Origin of the sequence: Actinoplanes sp. NPDC089786, assembly GCF_040684855.1 — a bacterium.
Classification (GTDB): Bacteria; Actinomycetota; Actinomycetes; order Mycobacteriales; family Micromonosporaceae; genus Actinoplanes.
Window position 1 is genome coordinate 1,716,072 of sequence record NZ_JBFBGU010000001.1, and the last position, 15,171, is coordinate 1,731,242.

At 71.8% G+C, this 15,171-nt stretch carries 14 protein-coding genes; 7 read left to right on the forward strand and 7 right to left on the reverse strand.

Annotated elements, in window-relative coordinates; translation table 11 throughout:
* The first annotated feature begins 246 nt into the window (after positions 1-246).
* On the forward strand, positions 247-834 hold the full coding sequence (locus AB0O15_RS08265) for a hypothetical protein (protein ID WP_364315677.1): 588 nt from the start codon (positions 247-249) through the stop codon (positions 832-834).
* Positions 835-837: 3 nt separating this feature from the next.
* Here AB0O15_RS08265 and AB0O15_RS08270 read toward each other — a convergent pair whose 3' ends face one another.
* Together AB0O15_RS08270 and AB0O15_RS08275 are read right to left on the reverse strand one after the other, a co-directional pair.
* A complete protein-coding gene (locus AB0O15_RS08270; RefSeq protein ID WP_364315679.1) occupies positions 838-1,566 on the reverse strand; it encodes a metal-dependent transcriptional regulator in 729 nt (242 codons plus the stop codon).
* A gap of 74 nt (positions 1,567-1,640) precedes the next feature.
* On the reverse strand, positions 1,641-2,111 hold the full coding sequence (locus tag AB0O15_RS08275; protein ID WP_364315681.1) for a hypothetical protein: 471 nt from the start codon (positions 2,109-2,111) through the stop codon (positions 1,641-1,643).
* Between the two features lie 53 nt (positions 2,112-2,164).
* Between AB0O15_RS08275 and AB0O15_RS08280 the strand changes: the two genes are divergently transcribed.
* Together AB0O15_RS08280 and AB0O15_RS08285 are read left to right on the forward strand one after the other, a co-directional pair.
* Positions 2,165-3,343, forward strand: a complete 1,179-nt coding sequence (locus AB0O15_RS08280; RefSeq protein ID WP_364315683.1) for an acetoin utilization protein AcuC — start codon at positions 2,165-2,167, stop codon at positions 3,341-3,343.
* Between the two features lie 6 nt (positions 3,344-3,349).
* Positions 3,350-5,866: a GNAT family N-acetyltransferase gene (locus tag AB0O15_RS08285; protein ID WP_364315686.1), complete on the forward strand. Its 2,517-nt coding sequence runs from the start codon at positions 3,350-3,352 to the stop codon at positions 5,864-5,866.
* Positions 5,867-5,926: 60 nt separating this feature from the next.
* Here AB0O15_RS08285 and sigB read toward each other — a convergent pair whose 3' ends face one another.
* Complete coding sequence (gene sigB, locus AB0O15_RS08290) at positions 5,927-6,883, reverse strand: RNA polymerase sigma factor SigB (RefSeq protein WP_364315689.1); 957 nt, start codon at positions 6,881-6,883, stop codon at positions 5,927-5,929.
* A 319-nt stretch (positions 6,884-7,202) separates the two neighbouring features.
* Between sigB and AB0O15_RS08295 the strand changes: the two genes are divergently transcribed.
* On the forward strand, positions 7,203-7,991 hold the full coding sequence (locus tag AB0O15_RS08295) for a sporulation protein (protein WP_364315691.1): 789 nt from the start codon (positions 7,203-7,205) through the stop codon (positions 7,989-7,991).
* Here AB0O15_RS08295 and dtd read toward each other — a convergent pair.
* Positions 7,988-8,410: a D-aminoacyl-tRNA deacylase gene (gene dtd, locus AB0O15_RS08300; RefSeq protein ID WP_364315694.1), complete on the reverse strand. Its 423-nt coding sequence runs from the start codon at positions 8,408-8,410 to the stop codon at positions 7,988-7,990. The genes AB0O15_RS08295 and dtd overlap by 4 nt on opposite strands.
* Positions 8,410-9,051, reverse strand: coding sequence for a phosphotransferase (locus tag AB0O15_RS08305; RefSeq protein WP_364315697.1), 642 nt, complete (start codon positions 9,049-9,051; stop codon positions 8,410-8,412). The genes dtd and AB0O15_RS08305 overlap by 1 nt, the downstream gene beginning before the upstream one ends.
* A 117-nt stretch (positions 9,052-9,168) precedes the next feature.
* Here AB0O15_RS08305 and AB0O15_RS08310 point away from each other — a divergent pair, with 117 nt between their 5' ends.
* The 3 genes from AB0O15_RS08310 (at position 9,169) to AB0O15_RS08320 (ending at position 13,336) form a co-directional block, all read left to right on the forward strand.
* Positions 9,169-12,219, forward strand: a complete 3,051-nt coding sequence (locus AB0O15_RS08310) for a hypothetical protein (protein ID WP_364315700.1) — start codon at positions 9,169-9,171, stop codon at positions 12,217-12,219.
* Positions 12,220-12,240: 21 nt separating this feature from the next.
* A complete protein-coding gene (locus AB0O15_RS08315; protein ID WP_364315702.1) occupies positions 12,241-12,807 on the forward strand; it encodes an HhH-GPD-type base excision DNA repair protein in 567 nt (188 codons plus the stop codon).
* Between the two features lie 178 nt (positions 12,808-12,985).
* On the forward strand, positions 12,986-13,336 hold the full coding sequence (locus AB0O15_RS08320; protein WP_364315705.1) for a DUF3099 domain-containing protein: 351 nt from the start codon (positions 12,986-12,988) through the stop codon (positions 13,334-13,336).
* On the opposite strand, the gene AB0O15_RS08325 is transcribed toward AB0O15_RS08320, so the two are convergent.
* Complete coding sequence (locus AB0O15_RS08325) at positions 13,337-14,221, reverse strand: carbohydrate kinase family protein (protein ID WP_364315708.1); 885 nt, start codon at positions 14,219-14,221, stop codon at positions 13,337-13,339.
* Complete coding sequence (locus tag AB0O15_RS08330) at positions 14,218-15,165, reverse strand: pseudouridine-5'-phosphate glycosidase (RefSeq protein ID WP_364315710.1); 948 nt, start codon at positions 15,163-15,165, stop codon at positions 14,218-14,220. Before AB0O15_RS08330 ends, AB0O15_RS08325 begins: the two co-directional genes overlap by 4 nt.
* Positions 15,166-15,171 lie beyond the last annotated feature (6 nt).

Here is a 15,171-nt window from a genome sequence, read left to right on the forward strand (position 1 = left end):
CTTCCCAGGGGCGCCCGCCCACCCGTGCGGCGCCGCCACCGCCCAGAACGATCTTGAAATTTCGCGCGCGCGCCGCCGCCACCCCCACCCCTGTACTGGGTGGGTCTGAACGTAGCGCTCGAAAACGACAGACCTGAGAACTATCCACAGTTACCCAGCGTGTCCCACCGGTTTCAGAGTTCGGGCTTTCGTGACCCGCATCCGACCAAGTACGGTGTGCCCCGAATTCGTCGGGAGGACCCCACTGTGCGTTCGCGTCTGCTGACCCTCGGTGTGGTCGTTGCCACCCTGGCGGTAACCGGCTGTAACGCCAAGGATGACGCCCGGGTGGTCCTGCCTCCGATCGAGGTGGTCGAGCCGCCGGCCGCTTCGGGTGGTGGCGCCTGCATCCTGTGGGACTACGCGTTCATCGAGGAGATGATCGGCGTCCGGTTCACGGTGGCGGCCGGCTCCCAGGTCGACAACACCGCCACCTGCGTGGTGCAGACCGAGGAGGGGCCGGAGCCGTCGCTTCTGCTCACGGTCAGCGACTCGTCGGCCACCGCCGAGTTGTTCAACGACGACCTGATCCCGGACAAGGCGACCAAGCTCAAGGGCCTGGGCGTGGCCGCCTACAAGCAGGAGATCAAGGCGTCGAAGACGGCCGGGCCGTCGTACGAGATCGGCTGGCTCAGTGAGGGCCACCAGCTGCAGTCGTTGCGGTTCACGTTCACCAAGGCGGCGAAACCGGCCGCGGTCGCCGACATGGGCGCCAAGCTGCTCGCCATGGCCAAGACCATGACGAGCACCACCGGGACCGACCCGAAAAAGAAGACCGACGCGAAGAAGAGCTGACGGTCAGTGCGCGTCGACGAACACGCGTGACGCCACCTCGCGAGGCAGCCTGATCTTGTCACCGGACCGGTCGACGGTCACCGCGTCGCGTTCCTGCGCCACGGTCACGGTCACGCCCGGGTCGATGCCGGCCGCGTGGAGCTGGCGCAGCACGTCGGCGTTGGTCTGGACGCTCTCGCAGATGCGCCGCACCACGACGCTGCCGGTGAGACCGGGGAACGCCAGGTTGCGTTCGCCGGTGTCGAGCTGTTCACCGAACGCCGTGGTGCTGTCGAGCACCTCGAGGCCGGGGATCGGGTTGCCGTACGGCGACCGGGTCGGCTTGTTGAGCAGCTCGTAGACCCGCTTCTCGACCGAGTCGCTCATCACGTGTTCCCACCGGCAGGCCTCGTCGTGCGCCTCCTCGTAGGGCATGCCGATGACGTTGACCAGGAGCAGTTCGGCGAGGCGGTGTTTGCGCATGACCGAGATGGCGACCATGCGACCCTCCTCGGTGAGCAGGAGGTGTCGATCGTTCTCGACGGTGAGCAGGCCGTCGCGCTCCATCCGGGCGACGGTCTGGCTGACGGTGGGGCCGCTCTGGTGGAGTCGCTCAGCGATCCGGGCGCGCAGTGGAGGCACGCCCTCCTCCTCGAGCTCCAGGACGGTACGCAGGTACATCTCGGTGGTGTCGACAAGATCGTGCTTGTGCGCGTGGGCACCACTCGTCGTGTTGTGGGTCCTGGTTGCCATCGTCCTAACCCTCCGGAGCCGCAGCTGTCGACCAAGACTAGTCGGTGCCGCACCGGGCGACGAATCATCTCTGGTCAGAGCGTCGCGAATGCCGCACGATCGACATATTCGCCGTTCCTGGTGAACGTGAAGCCGCTCGGCCCCTGCTCGATCCGCAGTGTGCCGGATTCCAGCCCGCGCACGTACTTCCCGATCAGATCTCCGACACCGGCCGCGATGACCCGGTCGCCGAGGACGAGTCCCCGGTCGGTGAGGAGGAGCGGGTCGCCGTTGCGGGTGCGGGCGATCGCCACCTGCCCGTCCGGCCCGGGGGCCAGCTGGTCGATGGTGAGCAGGCTGATCTCCTCGGGCGGGAAGGTGATCAGCGATGGGTCGACCTCGTTGCCGGTCAGCTGGAGCAGCAGCGCGTAGTCGTCCGGCACGGGAAAGCCGAGCGCCTCGATCTGGGCGGGGGAGGCGCCCTCGCCGAAGGGGGAATCCGTCATTCCGGTCTGCGAGACCAGGAGCATCCCGAACCGTTCGTAGAGCGCGGAATAGTCGGTCACCCCGACATTGTGGGCACGGCCGGTCCGGCCTGACAACGTGCGACGATGGCGGCATGGACGGCTCTGCGGCGGTGGTGTGGGACAAGGCCCTGCTCGGGTACGACATGGGCGATCACCCGCTCAACCCGGTGCGGGTCGAGTTGACCATCGCGCTGGCCCGTGAGCTGGGCGTGCTCGACCGTCCGGGGGTCCGCATGATCACCCCCGAGGCGGCCGGCGAGGCCGCGCTGACCCGGGTGCACCGCGCCGATTACCTGGACGCGGTCCGACATGCGCCGATGGATCCGTTCTTCTCCGGCTGGGGCCTGAACACGCCGGACAACCCGGTCTTCGAGGGGATGCACGAGGCGAGCGCCCGGATCTGCGGCGCCACGCTGGCCGCGGCCGAGGCGGTGTGGAGCGGCGATGTGACCCGGGCGGTGAACGTGGCCGGCGGCCTGCACCACGCGATGGCGGCCCGGGCGGCCGGGTTCTGTGTCTACAACGACCCGGCGGTGGCCATCGCGCGGCTGCTCGACCAGGGTGCGGAGCGCGTCGCGTACGTGGACATCGACGTGCACCACGGCGACGGTGTCCAGGCGGCGTTCTGGGACGACCCGCGCGTCCTCACGATCAGCCTGCACGAGACGCCGCTGGCGCTGTTCCCGTGGGCGTCCGGCTTCCCCGAGGAGGTGGGTGGCAAGGACGCCGAGGGAACGGCGGTGAACATCGCCCTGCCGCCGGGCACCGACGACGCCGGGTGGCAGCGGGCCTTCGACGCGGTGGTGCCGTCGGTGCTGCGCGCGTTCCGGCCGCAACTGCTGTTCAGTCAGTGTGGCGCCGACGCCCACCGGCTCGACCCGCTGGCCGACCTGCGCCTGTCGGTGGACGGGCAGCGGGTGGCGTACATCAAGATGCGCGCGCTCGCCGACGAACTGTGCGAGGGCCGCTGGGTGGCCACCGGCGGCGGTGGGTACGCGCTGGTCGAGGTCGTGCCCCGGGCCTGGACCCATCTGCTCGCCGTGGCCACCGGCGACCCGCTCGACCCGCACACCCCGACCCCGCAGGCCTGGCGCGACCTGGCCGCCGAACGGTGCCCGGGCACGGAGATCCCCGACGATCTGACCGATTCCGTGGAGATCACGAGCAAGAAGTGGGAACCGACCGCGGACCCGGTCGACAAGGCGGTCCTGGCGACGCGGATGGCGGTCTTCCCGCTGCACGGCCTCGACCCCCACGACCCCCGGGACTGATCAGCCATGGCATCGGACGTCCTGCTCTCCGACGGCAGCACCGTCCACCTGCGCCCGATCAGGAAGGAGGACGCGCCGGCCATCGTGGACTTCCACGGCCGGATGAGCGAGCGCACCCGCTATCTGCGGTACTTCTCGCCGTACCCGAGAATCCCCGACCGCGACCTGGAACGTTTCGTCAACGTCGACCACGCCGACCGCGAGGCGTTCGTGATCGTCGCGGAGAAACGGATCATGGCGGTCGGCCGGTACGAGCGGCTGAGGCACGACAGCAACGAGGCCGAGGTCGCCTTCGTGGTCGAGGACGCGCACCAGGGCCGGGGCATCGGCTCGGTGCTGCTGGAACACCTGGCCGAGGCGGCCCGCGCCAACGGCATCGAGCGTTTCGTCGCCGAGGTGCTGCCCCAGAACGCCGGCATGCTGCGCGTCTTCGGCGACACCGGCTACCCGGTGCAGCGCCGCTACGAGGACGGCACGGTGCACCTGAGCTTCCCGATCGCGCCGACCGAGAAGTCCCGGGCCGTGCAGGAGGACCGCGAGCACCGCACCGAGTCCCGCTCGATCGCCCGGCTGCTCAGCCCGCGCGGGGTCGCGGTGTACGGCGCCAGCGCGAGTGGTCAGGGCATCGGCGCGGCGCTGCTCGGCCACCTGCGGGACGGCGGCTTCACCGGCGCGATCATCCCGGTGCACCGCAGTGCGGACCGCGTCGCCGGGCTCCCGGCGTACCCCTCGGCCGTTGATGCTCGCGTCGACGTCGATCTCGCGTTGATCGCCCTGCCTCCCGCCTCGGTCGCGGATGCCGTCACGGACGCGGCCGCGGCCGGCGCGGGCGGCCTGGTGGTGATCTCGGCCGGCTTCGCCGAGGCCGGGGCCGAGGGCCAGGCCGCACAGCGTGCGCTGATCGAGAGCGCCCACCGGGCCGGACTCCGGGTGGTGGGGCCGGTCAGCATGGGGGTGGCCAACACCGATCCGGGGGTACGCCTGAACGCCACGCTCGCCCCGCGGCTGCCGGCGGCGGGCCGGGTCGGCTTCTTCAGCCAGTCCGGCGCGCTCGGTGTGGCGCTGCTGACCGAGGCCGACCGGCGCGGGCTGGGCCTGTCGACGTTCGTGTCGGCGGGCAACCGGGCCGACGTCTCCGGCAACGACCTGCTCCAGTTCTGGCAGGACGACCCGGGCACCGACGTGGTCCTGCTCTACCTGGAGACGTTCGGCAACCCGCGCAAGTTCGCCCGGCTGGCCCGCCGGATGAGCCGCGTCAAGCCGGTGGTGGCGGTGGCCTCCGCGACCCGTCCGCCCGGGCTGGCGGGCGAGCTGCCCGGTCCCGACGAGCGCGCGGTGACGGCGTTGTTCGCGCGGTCCGGCGTGATCCGGGTCGACACCGTGGCCGAGCTCTTCGACGTCGGCCTGCTGCTGGCCCACCAGCCGTTTCCGGCCGGCCGGCGCGTCGCGGTGGTCGGCAACTCGTCGGCGCTGTCCGGCCTGGCGATCGCCGCCGCCCGCGCGAACGGGCTGGTCGTGGCCCCCGGCTACCCACGTGACATCAGCCCGCAGGCCGGCGCGCACGACTTCGCCGACGCGCTCGCCGAGGCGGCCGTGGACGAGGGTGTGGACGCGATGGTCGTGGTCTTCGCGCCGCCGCTGCCCGGCCAGCTCGCCGACGAGGACGCCGATTTCGCCGCGGCCCTGGCGAGCGTGGCCCTGGCCGGCGAGAAGCCGACCGTGGCGACCTTCCTCCTCGGACAGTCACCGGCCCGCGTGCCGTCCTACCCGTCGGTCGAGGAGGCCGTGCGGGCGCTGGGCCGGGTCGCGTCCTACGCCGACTGGTTGCGCCGCCCACCCGGCGTTCTCCCCGAGTTCACCATCGACCAGGAGAGAACGAACGTTCTTTCTCGCTACGGCATCGACGTCGTACCGTCGATCGCGGCCGGCGACGAGGAAGCCGTGCTGGCGGCGGCGGAGCAGGTCGGCTACCCGGTGGCGATCAAGGCCGCCGGCCGCGCGTTGCGTCATCGCATCGACCTGGGCGCCGTCCGCCTCGCGCTGGCCGGCCCCGACGCCGTGCGCGCGGCCTACGCCGAACTGCTGGGCGCCTTCGGCCCCGAGGTCCTGGTGCAGTCGATGGTCCCGCCCGGCGTGGCGTGCACGATCGAGGTGGTGGAAGATCCGGCGTTCGGCCCGGTGGTCGGCTTCGGACTGGGCGGGGTGGCCAGCGAGCTGCTGGGCGACCTGGCCTGGCGGGCCGCGCCGCTGACCGACCGGGCCGCCGAGGCGCTGGTCGACGAGCCGCGCGCCGCGCCCCTGCTGCACGGATACCGGGGTTCCCAGCCGGTTGACCGGGCCGCCCTGATCGACCTGCTGCTCCGCGTGGGCCGGCTCGCCGACGACCACCCGGAGATCCGCTCGCTCTCCCTGAACCCGGTGCTGGCCCGTCCCGACGGTTACTCGGTGCTGCACGCCCAGACGGAAATCGGCGAGGCCCGCCCCCGACCGGACACCGGACCTCGCCGCCTACAAACCCCCTAGTGGTAGGCGAGCGCGCCATCCGCGGAGCGGATGCCGCGCTGCGCTACCACCGAGGAAACCTCAGCCCGCGTACGCCTCCAGGCGACCGGCCCGCTCCGGCGCCCGCAGCTTGGACATCGTGACCTTCTCGATCTGGCGGATGCGCTCGCGGCTCAGACCGAACTCGCGGCCCACCTCGTCGAGGGTGCGCTGCCGGCCGTCGTCCAGGCCGAAGCGCAGCCGGATCACCGCCGACTCCCGCTCGGAGAGGGTGGCCAGCACGATCTCGACCTCGCTGCGCAGCTCGCCCTGGGCCAGCGAGTTGCCCGGCTCGGCGTTGGGGTCGACCGCGGCGACGAAGTCGCCCAGTGCGCTCTCGCCGTCCTCGCCGACCGCCTGGTCGAGGCTGACCGGCTCCCGGTCGTACGAGATCAGCTCGATGACCTGGAAATCGGGCACGTCCATGGCCTTGGCGATCTCGGCGATGCTGGGCTCGCGGCCGAGCTGGGCGGAGAGGTCGCGCCGGGCCCGGACCATGCGGTTGACCTGCTCGACCATGTGCACCGGGATGCGGATGGTGCGGGCCTGGTCGGCCATGGCGCGGGTGATGGCCTGGCGGATCCACCAGGTGGCGTACGTGGAGAACTTGTAGCCCTTGGTGTAGTCGAACTTCTCGACGGCGCGGATCAGGCCGAGGTTGCCTTCCTGGATCAGGTCGAGGAAGGCCATGCCGCGACCGGTGTAGCGCTTCGCGATGCTCACGACCAGGCGGAGGTTGGCCTCCAGCAGGTGGTTCTTGGCCTCGCGGCCCTCGGCCACGATGATCGCGAAGAGCGGCCGGAGGTCGTCGGAGGCGTCCCGCAGCTTCTCCTCGGCGTACAGGCCGGCCTCGATCCGCTTGGAGAGGTCGACCTCCTGGACCGCGGTGAGCAGCTTGGTCCGGCCGATGCCGTTCAGGTACGCCCGGACCAGGTCTGCCGACACCCCACGCTCGTCCGTCGCGTCCAGGTCGATCATGTGCTCGACACCATCGGTCATGATGTTCTCGTCAGCCCCTGCCACCGTGGACTCCGCCTTCAGCGTCTGCGCGACCATCCCGAGTCCCTCCCCGCGTTCCCGAATGTCCCTACGTCGTTTCCCAGCCGCATTCGTGCCGGTGATCACAAGCTTGGACCGGTGGGCGTTAAGCGGAGGTGAGGCAAGCGTCCGGGTGGCATGAATCCGGGAGAACCCTGAGGTCGCGAACCCGACACCTTGCCCGGATTGGTGGGACATATGACGAGAGCGGCGCAATTCCGTACGGGCTGGTAAGTGGCCGATAATCTGGACTCCAGGAATCCGAGAAAGGGAAGCCGACGTGGTCTTCAAGCGGTTGATGCAGGCGATGGGCGTCGGGGGCCCTTCCGTCGAGACGGTGCTCACGAACCCCAACTGCCGTCCCGGCGGTTATCTGGAGGGCAACGTCCACGTGATCGGTGGCGAGCATCCCACCGACATCGAGTACGTCGCGGTCGGCCTGATCACGCGGGTCGAGGTGGAGAGCGGCGACAGTGAGTACCACTCCGATCAGGAGTTCCACCGCCAGCGGCTCACCGGCTCGTTCCGGCTCGACCCGGGCGCGCGCCACGACGTCCCGTTCCGGTTCGACGTGCCGTGGGAAACCCCGATCACCGAGGTGTACGGGCAACATCTGCACGGCATGACGATGGGCCTGACCACCGAGCTCGAGGTCGCCCGCGCGGTGGACAAGAGCGACCTCGACGCGGTGGCGGTACACCCGCTGCCGGCCCAGGAGAAGATCCTCGAGGCGCTGCTGCGGCTCGGCTTCCGGTTCAGCCGCGCCGACGTGGAGCGGGGCCGGGTCTACGGCGTCCAGCAGGAGCTGCCGTTCTACCAGGAGATCGAGTTCTACCCGCCGTCGGCGTACGCGAGCGGCATCAACCAGCTCGAGCTGACCTTCATCGCCAATCCGCGCACCCTCCAGGTGGTGCTCGAGCTGGACAAGCGCGGCGGCGTGTTCACCGAGGGCCACGACTCGTTCGGCAGCTTCACCGTCGACTACCAGACCCTCGACCACACCGACTGGGCCCGCGAGCTGGACACCTGGCTCCGGCAGTCGGCGTCCCGCCGGGGCCTGTTCTTCTAGATCTCGATCAACAGCGTGTGCGGGCCCTCGTTCACGCTCTCGACCCGCATCATGGTCCGGAAGCGTCCGGTCTCGACGGTCGCGCCCCGCGCACGCAGGGCGTCCACGAAGGCCAGGAACAGCGGTTCCGCGACCTCCGCCGGGGCGGCGGCCGACCACGTCGGCCGCCGCCCTTTGCGTGCGTCGCCGTAGAGCGTGAACTGGCTGACCACGAGCAGGGGAGCGGCCACATCGGAGGCGGACCTCTCGTCGGGCAGCAGCCGCACCTCGTGCACCTTGCGGGCCAGCGTCGCCGCCTTCTCCTTGGTGTCGTCGTGCGTGACACCGACCAGCACCAGCAGACCGGCGTCGATCGCGCCGACCACCTCGTCACCCACCGTCACGCTGGCCCGGCTCACCGTCTGCACCAGTGCCCGCATCAGCTCACTCCTCGCAACCTGGTCAAGGCCGGCGGCGGAAGATCGTCGACCTTCAGCTGCCTCTTGCGTACGGCCACCGCGTCGTCCAGCAGCCGGAACGGGTCGCCGGGCGCCGCCGCCAGGAAGGCATCGAGAAAGACCCCGGCCGGCGCCGACCAGACGTGTTGGTCATCGGTCGCCACCATCGCCAGGATCAACGACGACAGGGCCACGTCCAGATCGGGCTCGCCGTGGCGGGCGTTCACCCAGTCGATCACCACCGGACCGCGGCCGGTGATCATGATGTTCTCCGGGTGCAGGTCGAGATGCAGGATCCGGCCCGTGTTCCCCGGCATCGGCGGCAGATCGTGCAGCCGGCTCAGGAGGCCGGCCAGCATCGTCGCGCCCTCGGCCGCCGTGACGTCGCCCGAGACCAGGGCCAGCGCCATGGTCGGACCGTGCAGGCGTTCCATCTCCATCTCGCCGCCACGGACGTCGTACACCGCGGGCACGGGATAGTCCAGCCCGCCGACGTACGCCATCACCTCGGCCTCGCCACTGACGTCGGTCATGTGACGGTGCCGGCGCACCACCCGGTGCTCGTCCAGGGCGTACACGTCGGCCTCGTTGCCGGAGGCCAGCAGCTCGAGGTCGCCAGTCACCCCGGCGAGGCTACCCGCCGGCCTTTGCTCTGAGCGCGTATAGGCAACACCTGGATACCGGCATCATCGAGGTGGTGCCTATACGCGCTCAGAGCAGAGGGGCTCCATGATGGTCCGATGGCCCGGAGACTGCGTTACGCCGATGCCGTTCGGCTGCTCGGTGGGAGCGGTCCGCTCGCGGCCGCCGTGGACAACCTGCTCGGCACGGCGTTGTCGCTGGCCACGGCCGGTGGGAGCGACGTCGCGCTGAGCCTGTTCGACGCCAAGACGGAGACGGTCCGGCTGGGCCGGCTGGCCGCCGGGCAGTTGCGGGAGCGATGGACCGGGTACGGCCGGTACGAGCGCAACCTGCGGCTCGAGGCGGCGCACGGTGTGCTGGTGGTGGTCGCGTTCTTCGAGGCGTTCGACGAGATCGTCCGGGTGGCCGAGTTCCCGGCGCCCGAGCTGAGCCGCGACGACCAGGTGCTGCTCGCCGGGGGCACCCCGCTGCACGGCGACTGGCTGCACGCCCTGCTCGACGCGCCGTTGCCGGTCCCGGCGGCCGAACGCGGCTACCACCGGCTGCTGGCCGAGCTCACCGACTGGTACACCACGGCCGGCGACTGGTTCCGCGGCTACCTCGAAGGGCTGACCGAGTGGGACCGGGCCGACGACCGGGCCCGCGCGGCGGTCGCCCGGCTGCTGTGCGAACGGCTGCCGCAGCTGGCCGTCCAGCACTACGAGGAAGGCCACCGGCGGCTGGCCGTGGATGTCCCCGAGTTCGCGATCTGGGTCGACCGGGCCGAGTCCCGGGCCGTCGGCCGGGGCCTGACCGAGCTGGAGGCGACGCTTCGGCGGACCACGGCCGGTCGCGACCCGGACCGGCATCGGGCCGCGCTGGCCGCGGCGTACCGGGCCGAGCTGGACCGGCCCATCCTCGGCGGCGACACCAGCGAGCTGACCATCCCGCTGCTCGGCGAGGCGTACGTGGACGCGCTGTTCCGGGCGCGGGAGTGTGGCCCGGGCTCCCGGCCCGGTGCGGAGGACTGGTGGGACGCCGCGCCGCTGCGCCGTGACCTGTCCGGCTTCCTGGTCCGCCACCTGATCACGGCGCGGGCCGCGGTTGCCCCGATGCTGCTGCTCGGGCACCCGGGGGCGGGCAAGTCGGCGCTGACCCGGATCCTCGCCGCGCGGCTGCCGGCCACCGACTTCCTGGCCGTGCGGGTGGTGCTGCGCGAGGTGCCGGCCGAGGCGGCGGTGCAGGACCAGATCGAGTACGCGCTGCGTGCCGCGATCCACGAGTCGGTGGCCTGGGCCGACCTGTCCCGGGCGGCCGATGGCGCGCTGCCGGTGGTCATGCTCGACGGCTTCGACGAGCTGCTCCAGGCCACCGGCGTGCACCGCTCCGACTACCTGGAACGGGTCGCCCGGTTCCAGCGCACCGAGGCCGTGCAGGGCCGGCCGGTCGCGGTGATCGTGACCAGCCGGGTGGCGGTCGCCGACCGGGCCCGGCTGCCCGAGGACTGCGTGGCGGTGCGGCTGGAGCCGTTCGACGACGCGCAGGTGGGGCGCTGGCTGGAGACGTGGAACGCGGCCAACCGGGGTTCGCTGGGGCGGCGCGGTCTGCGTACCCTGCCGAAAGAGGTCGTGGCCCGCTTCCCGGACCTGGCCCGGCAGCCCTTGCTGCTGCTCATGCTGGCGCTCTACGACGCGGGCGAGAACGCGCTGCAGGACGCCGGCGGCACCTTCGGCACCGTGCAGCTCTACGACCGGCTGCTGCACGGCTTCGCGCTGCGTGAGGTGCGCCGGTGGCACGAGGGCCGGCCCGAGGACGAGCTGCCGGAGCTGGTCGCCGACGAGCTGATGCGGCTGTCCATCGTGGCGTTCGCGATGTTCAACCGTGGCCGGCAGTGGGTGACCGAGCGTGAGCTGGACGACGACCTCACCGGCCTGGGCATCGAGCCGGTGCGTCCCGGCCGGACCGAGGAGTTCCGCAGCCCGCTGACCGTCGGCCAGGAGATCGTCGGGCGGTTCTTCTTCATCCAGCGGGCGCAGGCCACGCAGGACGGCCGGGCCCTGCAGACGTACGAGTTCCTGCACGCGACGTTCGGCGAGTACCTGGTCGCCCGGCTGCTGGCCGGCATCCTGCGGGAGAACGCCGGCCGGGAGCCGAGCCGGGTGGTCCGGCTGGGCGCCGGCGGTGGCGAGGACGAGTTGCTGCGCGGGCTGCTCGGCTACCTGCCGCTGACCGCCCGCCAGACCGTGCTGCCCTTCCTGGCCGAACTGCTCGCCCCCGTCGCCACCGGGGTGCGGTCCTGGCTGGTCGGCCGGCTCCGGGCCGCGGTGTTCCGGCCCGAGGCTTCGCAGCGGGCGTACGGGACCATGCCGAAGCGTGCCGACCACTGGATGGCTCTCTACTCCCTGAACCTGGTCCTGCTCGCCCTGGCCTGCGGCGAGCCGCTGCGCGGGAGCGACATCTGGGCCCACGCGCAGGAGCCGGGGCGCTGGTTGCAGGGCCTGTCACTGGGGTGGCAGGCCGCGGTCCCGCCGTCGATCTGGTTCGAGGTGACGGCCCACCTCGAGGTGCGGCGGACCTACACGCCCGACGGCCGCCCCGACGTGGAGCTGCGGCGCGACGCCGGTGCCCCGGCCGAGCGGGTGGACCCGTTGTGGTCGTTCCGGCAGGACGGCTCGCGGCCGTTCCGGACGGCGTACCGGATGGACGAGGCCCTGCGCTCGATGCACCTGAGCAACCACCGCAGCGAGGACGTCCTCCGGCACCTGGCCGAGCCGCTGCTCGACGCCATCCCCTCGGCGGTCACCCGGTTCACCGTGCACGGGCCGGGCGACGCCGAGTCGGCCGCCCACAGCCTGCTGACCCTGCAGATGAAATCGCTGGCCGACGACGACGATCTGCCCGGGTTGCGCCGGGCCTACGATCGCGCGGTCACCGCCACGGCCGAGCTGGCGGGCGAGATCACCATGGCCGAACTGGAGTCCACCGGCGCCGCGGCGGAGTGGTTGTTGCGCATGCTCGCGCACGACGCCGGGCGGCTCGGACCGGACGCTGTCGCCGGTTACTGCCGGTCGGTGGTGGCCGCCGGCTGGTTTCCCCGAGGCGCGCTCGACCGGTGTCTCGATGCCGCCGGCATCACCGGGCCCCTGCGCGCCGAGCTCCGGGCGGGTTGACCAGCAGGGCAGACTGTTCGCATGACCATGTCGCTGCCGATCGACGCCGCGGCCAACGAGCTGCTCTCCACCGACGCGCTGGCGCTCCTGATCGGGATGACCCTCGACCAGCAGGACAAGCTGGAGAAGGCGTTCAGCTCGCCGTACGTGCTGTCCCAGCGGCTCGGGCACGTGCCGACCGCCGAGGAGCTGGCCGGGTTCGACACCGATGAGCTGATCGCGGTGTTCGCGACGCCGCCGGCGCTGCACCGGTTCCCCAAGGCGATGGCCGGCCGGGTTCAGGAGGTGGCCCGGGTGCTGGTCGAGCGGTACGACGGGGACGCGGCCAACCTGTGGAAGGACGCCGACAGCGGGGTCGAGCTGGTCAAGCGGGTGGCGTCGCTGCCGGGGTTCGGCAAGCAGAAGTCGCAGATCTTCGCGGCGCTGCTCGGCAAGCAGTTCGGCGTGCGGCCGGCCGGGTGGCGTGCGGCGGCCGGACACTACGGCGAGGACGGGTCGTTCCGGTCGGTGGCGGACATCGTCGACCAGAGCTCGCTGGAGAAGGTCCGGGAGTACAAGAAGGCGATGAAAGCGGCCGCCAAGGCCTGACCCGCTCACGACCGGCCGAACCGGGCCGATCGGACCGGGGGTGAGCGACGCCGACGCCGCGCTCTACCGCGCCAAGGGCACGGTCGAACTCAGCCGGCAGTGACCCGGACGACCGGGTGAGAAGTGGGCAGTGGGGTGCGCACGGTGCAAGGATGAGGAGTCGATCGGAGAACAAAGCGTGAAGAAGCAGCCGGAGCGGCCGGTGGTGATCACCGACGCCGCCCGCAGCCAGGGCGACCAGCTCCGCAGCCGCGAGATCCGCTATGTGTCGATGATGGCCCTGCGCGCGGCCTGCCTGATCACCGGCGCCGTGCTGATCAGCGTCAAGCCCCCGCTGCTGCCGTTGTGGCTGGCCCTGTGTGCCGCCGGCATGGTCCTGCTGCCGTGGATGGCCGTGCTGATCGCCAACGACCGCCCGGCCAAGACCAAGGCCGAGCGCGCCGCCAGCCGGCACCAGCCGCCCGCCCAGCCGATGATCGAACCCACGGCGGCCGCTGAGAAGCCGCGCGTCATCGACGCCGACGACTGATCAACCCAGGGGCCGAGCGCCGATCTTCGTCACGGCGGCCGCACCCAGGGCCGCACCGGCGGCCAGCGACGCCTCCGGCGCAGCACCGCCCGTCCAGGCCTCGAGCAGCCCGGCCGCGAAGGCGTCCCCCGCCCCGGTCGGATCCACGACCACCACCGAGGCCGGCGGCGGCGCCTGCACCACTCCGTCCGGCCCGGCCCAGACCGCCCCGGCCCGGCCCAGCTTGACGACCACGTTGCGCGCGTGACCGGTGAGGCGGACGGCCTGCTCCAGCGGCGTGGACGGCCCCGCCAGCACCGTCGCCTCGTCGGCGTTGCAGAGCAGCAGATCGATCCGGCCGAGCCGGTCCAGGAACGACGGGTTCCGCCGGAGCGGCGCCGCCGACGACGCGTCCACGCTCACGGTGAGCCCACGGTCCCGGGCGGCCGCCAGAGCCGCCAGCCCGCCTGCCCGGGACCCCTCGTTGAGCAGGACATAGCCGGAAAGGTGCAGGTGAACCGCGTCCGTGGCGGCACCGACGGCAGTGGTGACGTCGTCGGGGGCGAGCCGGAGGGAGGCGCCCGGGTCGGTGATCAGCGTCCGCTCCTCCGGTGTGACGAGCACCACAACCGTGCCCGTGGCCGCGTCCGGATGGGCGCGCACCGCGCAGGTCACCCCGGCCGCCGCCAGCTCGGCGACGCGCGCGTGGCCGGCCACGTCGTCGCCCACCGAGGCGATCAGCGTGACCGGCGCGCCGGCGTGGGCCAGCCAGGCGGCCGTGTTCGCGCCCTGCCCGCCGCCGGACGGCGTGATCGTGGCCGTCGTGTCGGTGCCGTGCTCGATCGCGCCCGCCGGCACCACCACGACGTCGGTGACCAGGTCACCCACGACGAGGATGCGGCTCATGCGGGTACGGAGAAGCCCAGCTGGGCGGGGGCGGGCGAGGCCGCGGCGGCGATCTGGGCGGCGAGGGCCGCGTTGCGGAGGATGATGCGTACGTTGACCGCCAGGCTCTTGCCCTGCGTGCTGGTGTGGAAGTGGGCCAGCAGGAACGGCGTGACCGCCTTGCCGGTGACCCCCTCGGCGGCCAGCCGGGTCAGGCCCTCGGCCAGCGTGCGGTCGTGCAGGTCGAGGTCGAGCTGCTCGTCGACCGGCAGCGGGTTGGCCACGATCAGCGCGCCCCGGCTGACCTCCTGCTCGTCGCGGGCCCGCATGGCCGCCGCGATCTGCGCCGGCGACTCCAGCCGCCAGTCCAGGTCGAAGCCGCCGTCGGTGATGAAGAAGCCCGGGAACCGTCCGCTCCGATAGCCCGCCACGGCCACGCCGAGCGTCTCCAGCCGCTCCAGGGTCGCGCCCACGTCGAGGATCGACTTGACCCCGGCGCAGACCACGACGATGGGCGTACGCGCCAGAGTGGTCAGGTCGGCCGACTCGTCGAACGTGCTGCTCGCCTCGCGATGCACCCCGCCCAGCCCGCCGGTGGCGAACACCCCGATGCGCGCCGCGGCGGCCACGGCGCTGGTCGCGGCCACGGTCGTGGCGCCGTCGGCCCCGGTGGCGGCGGCCAGCGCCAGGTCACGTACCGACAGCTTCGCGGTATCGCCGGGCTGAGCCAGGTGGTCGATCTGCTCGGCGGACAGCCCGACGATCAGTTCGCCGGCGATCATCCCGATGGTGGCGGGAACGGCGCCGTTGTCCCGTACGGCCTGCTCGATCTCGTGGGCCACCCGCACGTTGTCGGGGTGCGGCAGGCCGTGCGAGATGATCGTGCTCTCGAGGGCCACCACCGGCCGTCCGTCGCGGCGCGCCCGGGTCACGTGCTCGCCGTACTGAATCGCGAAGTCGGTCACGAGGGC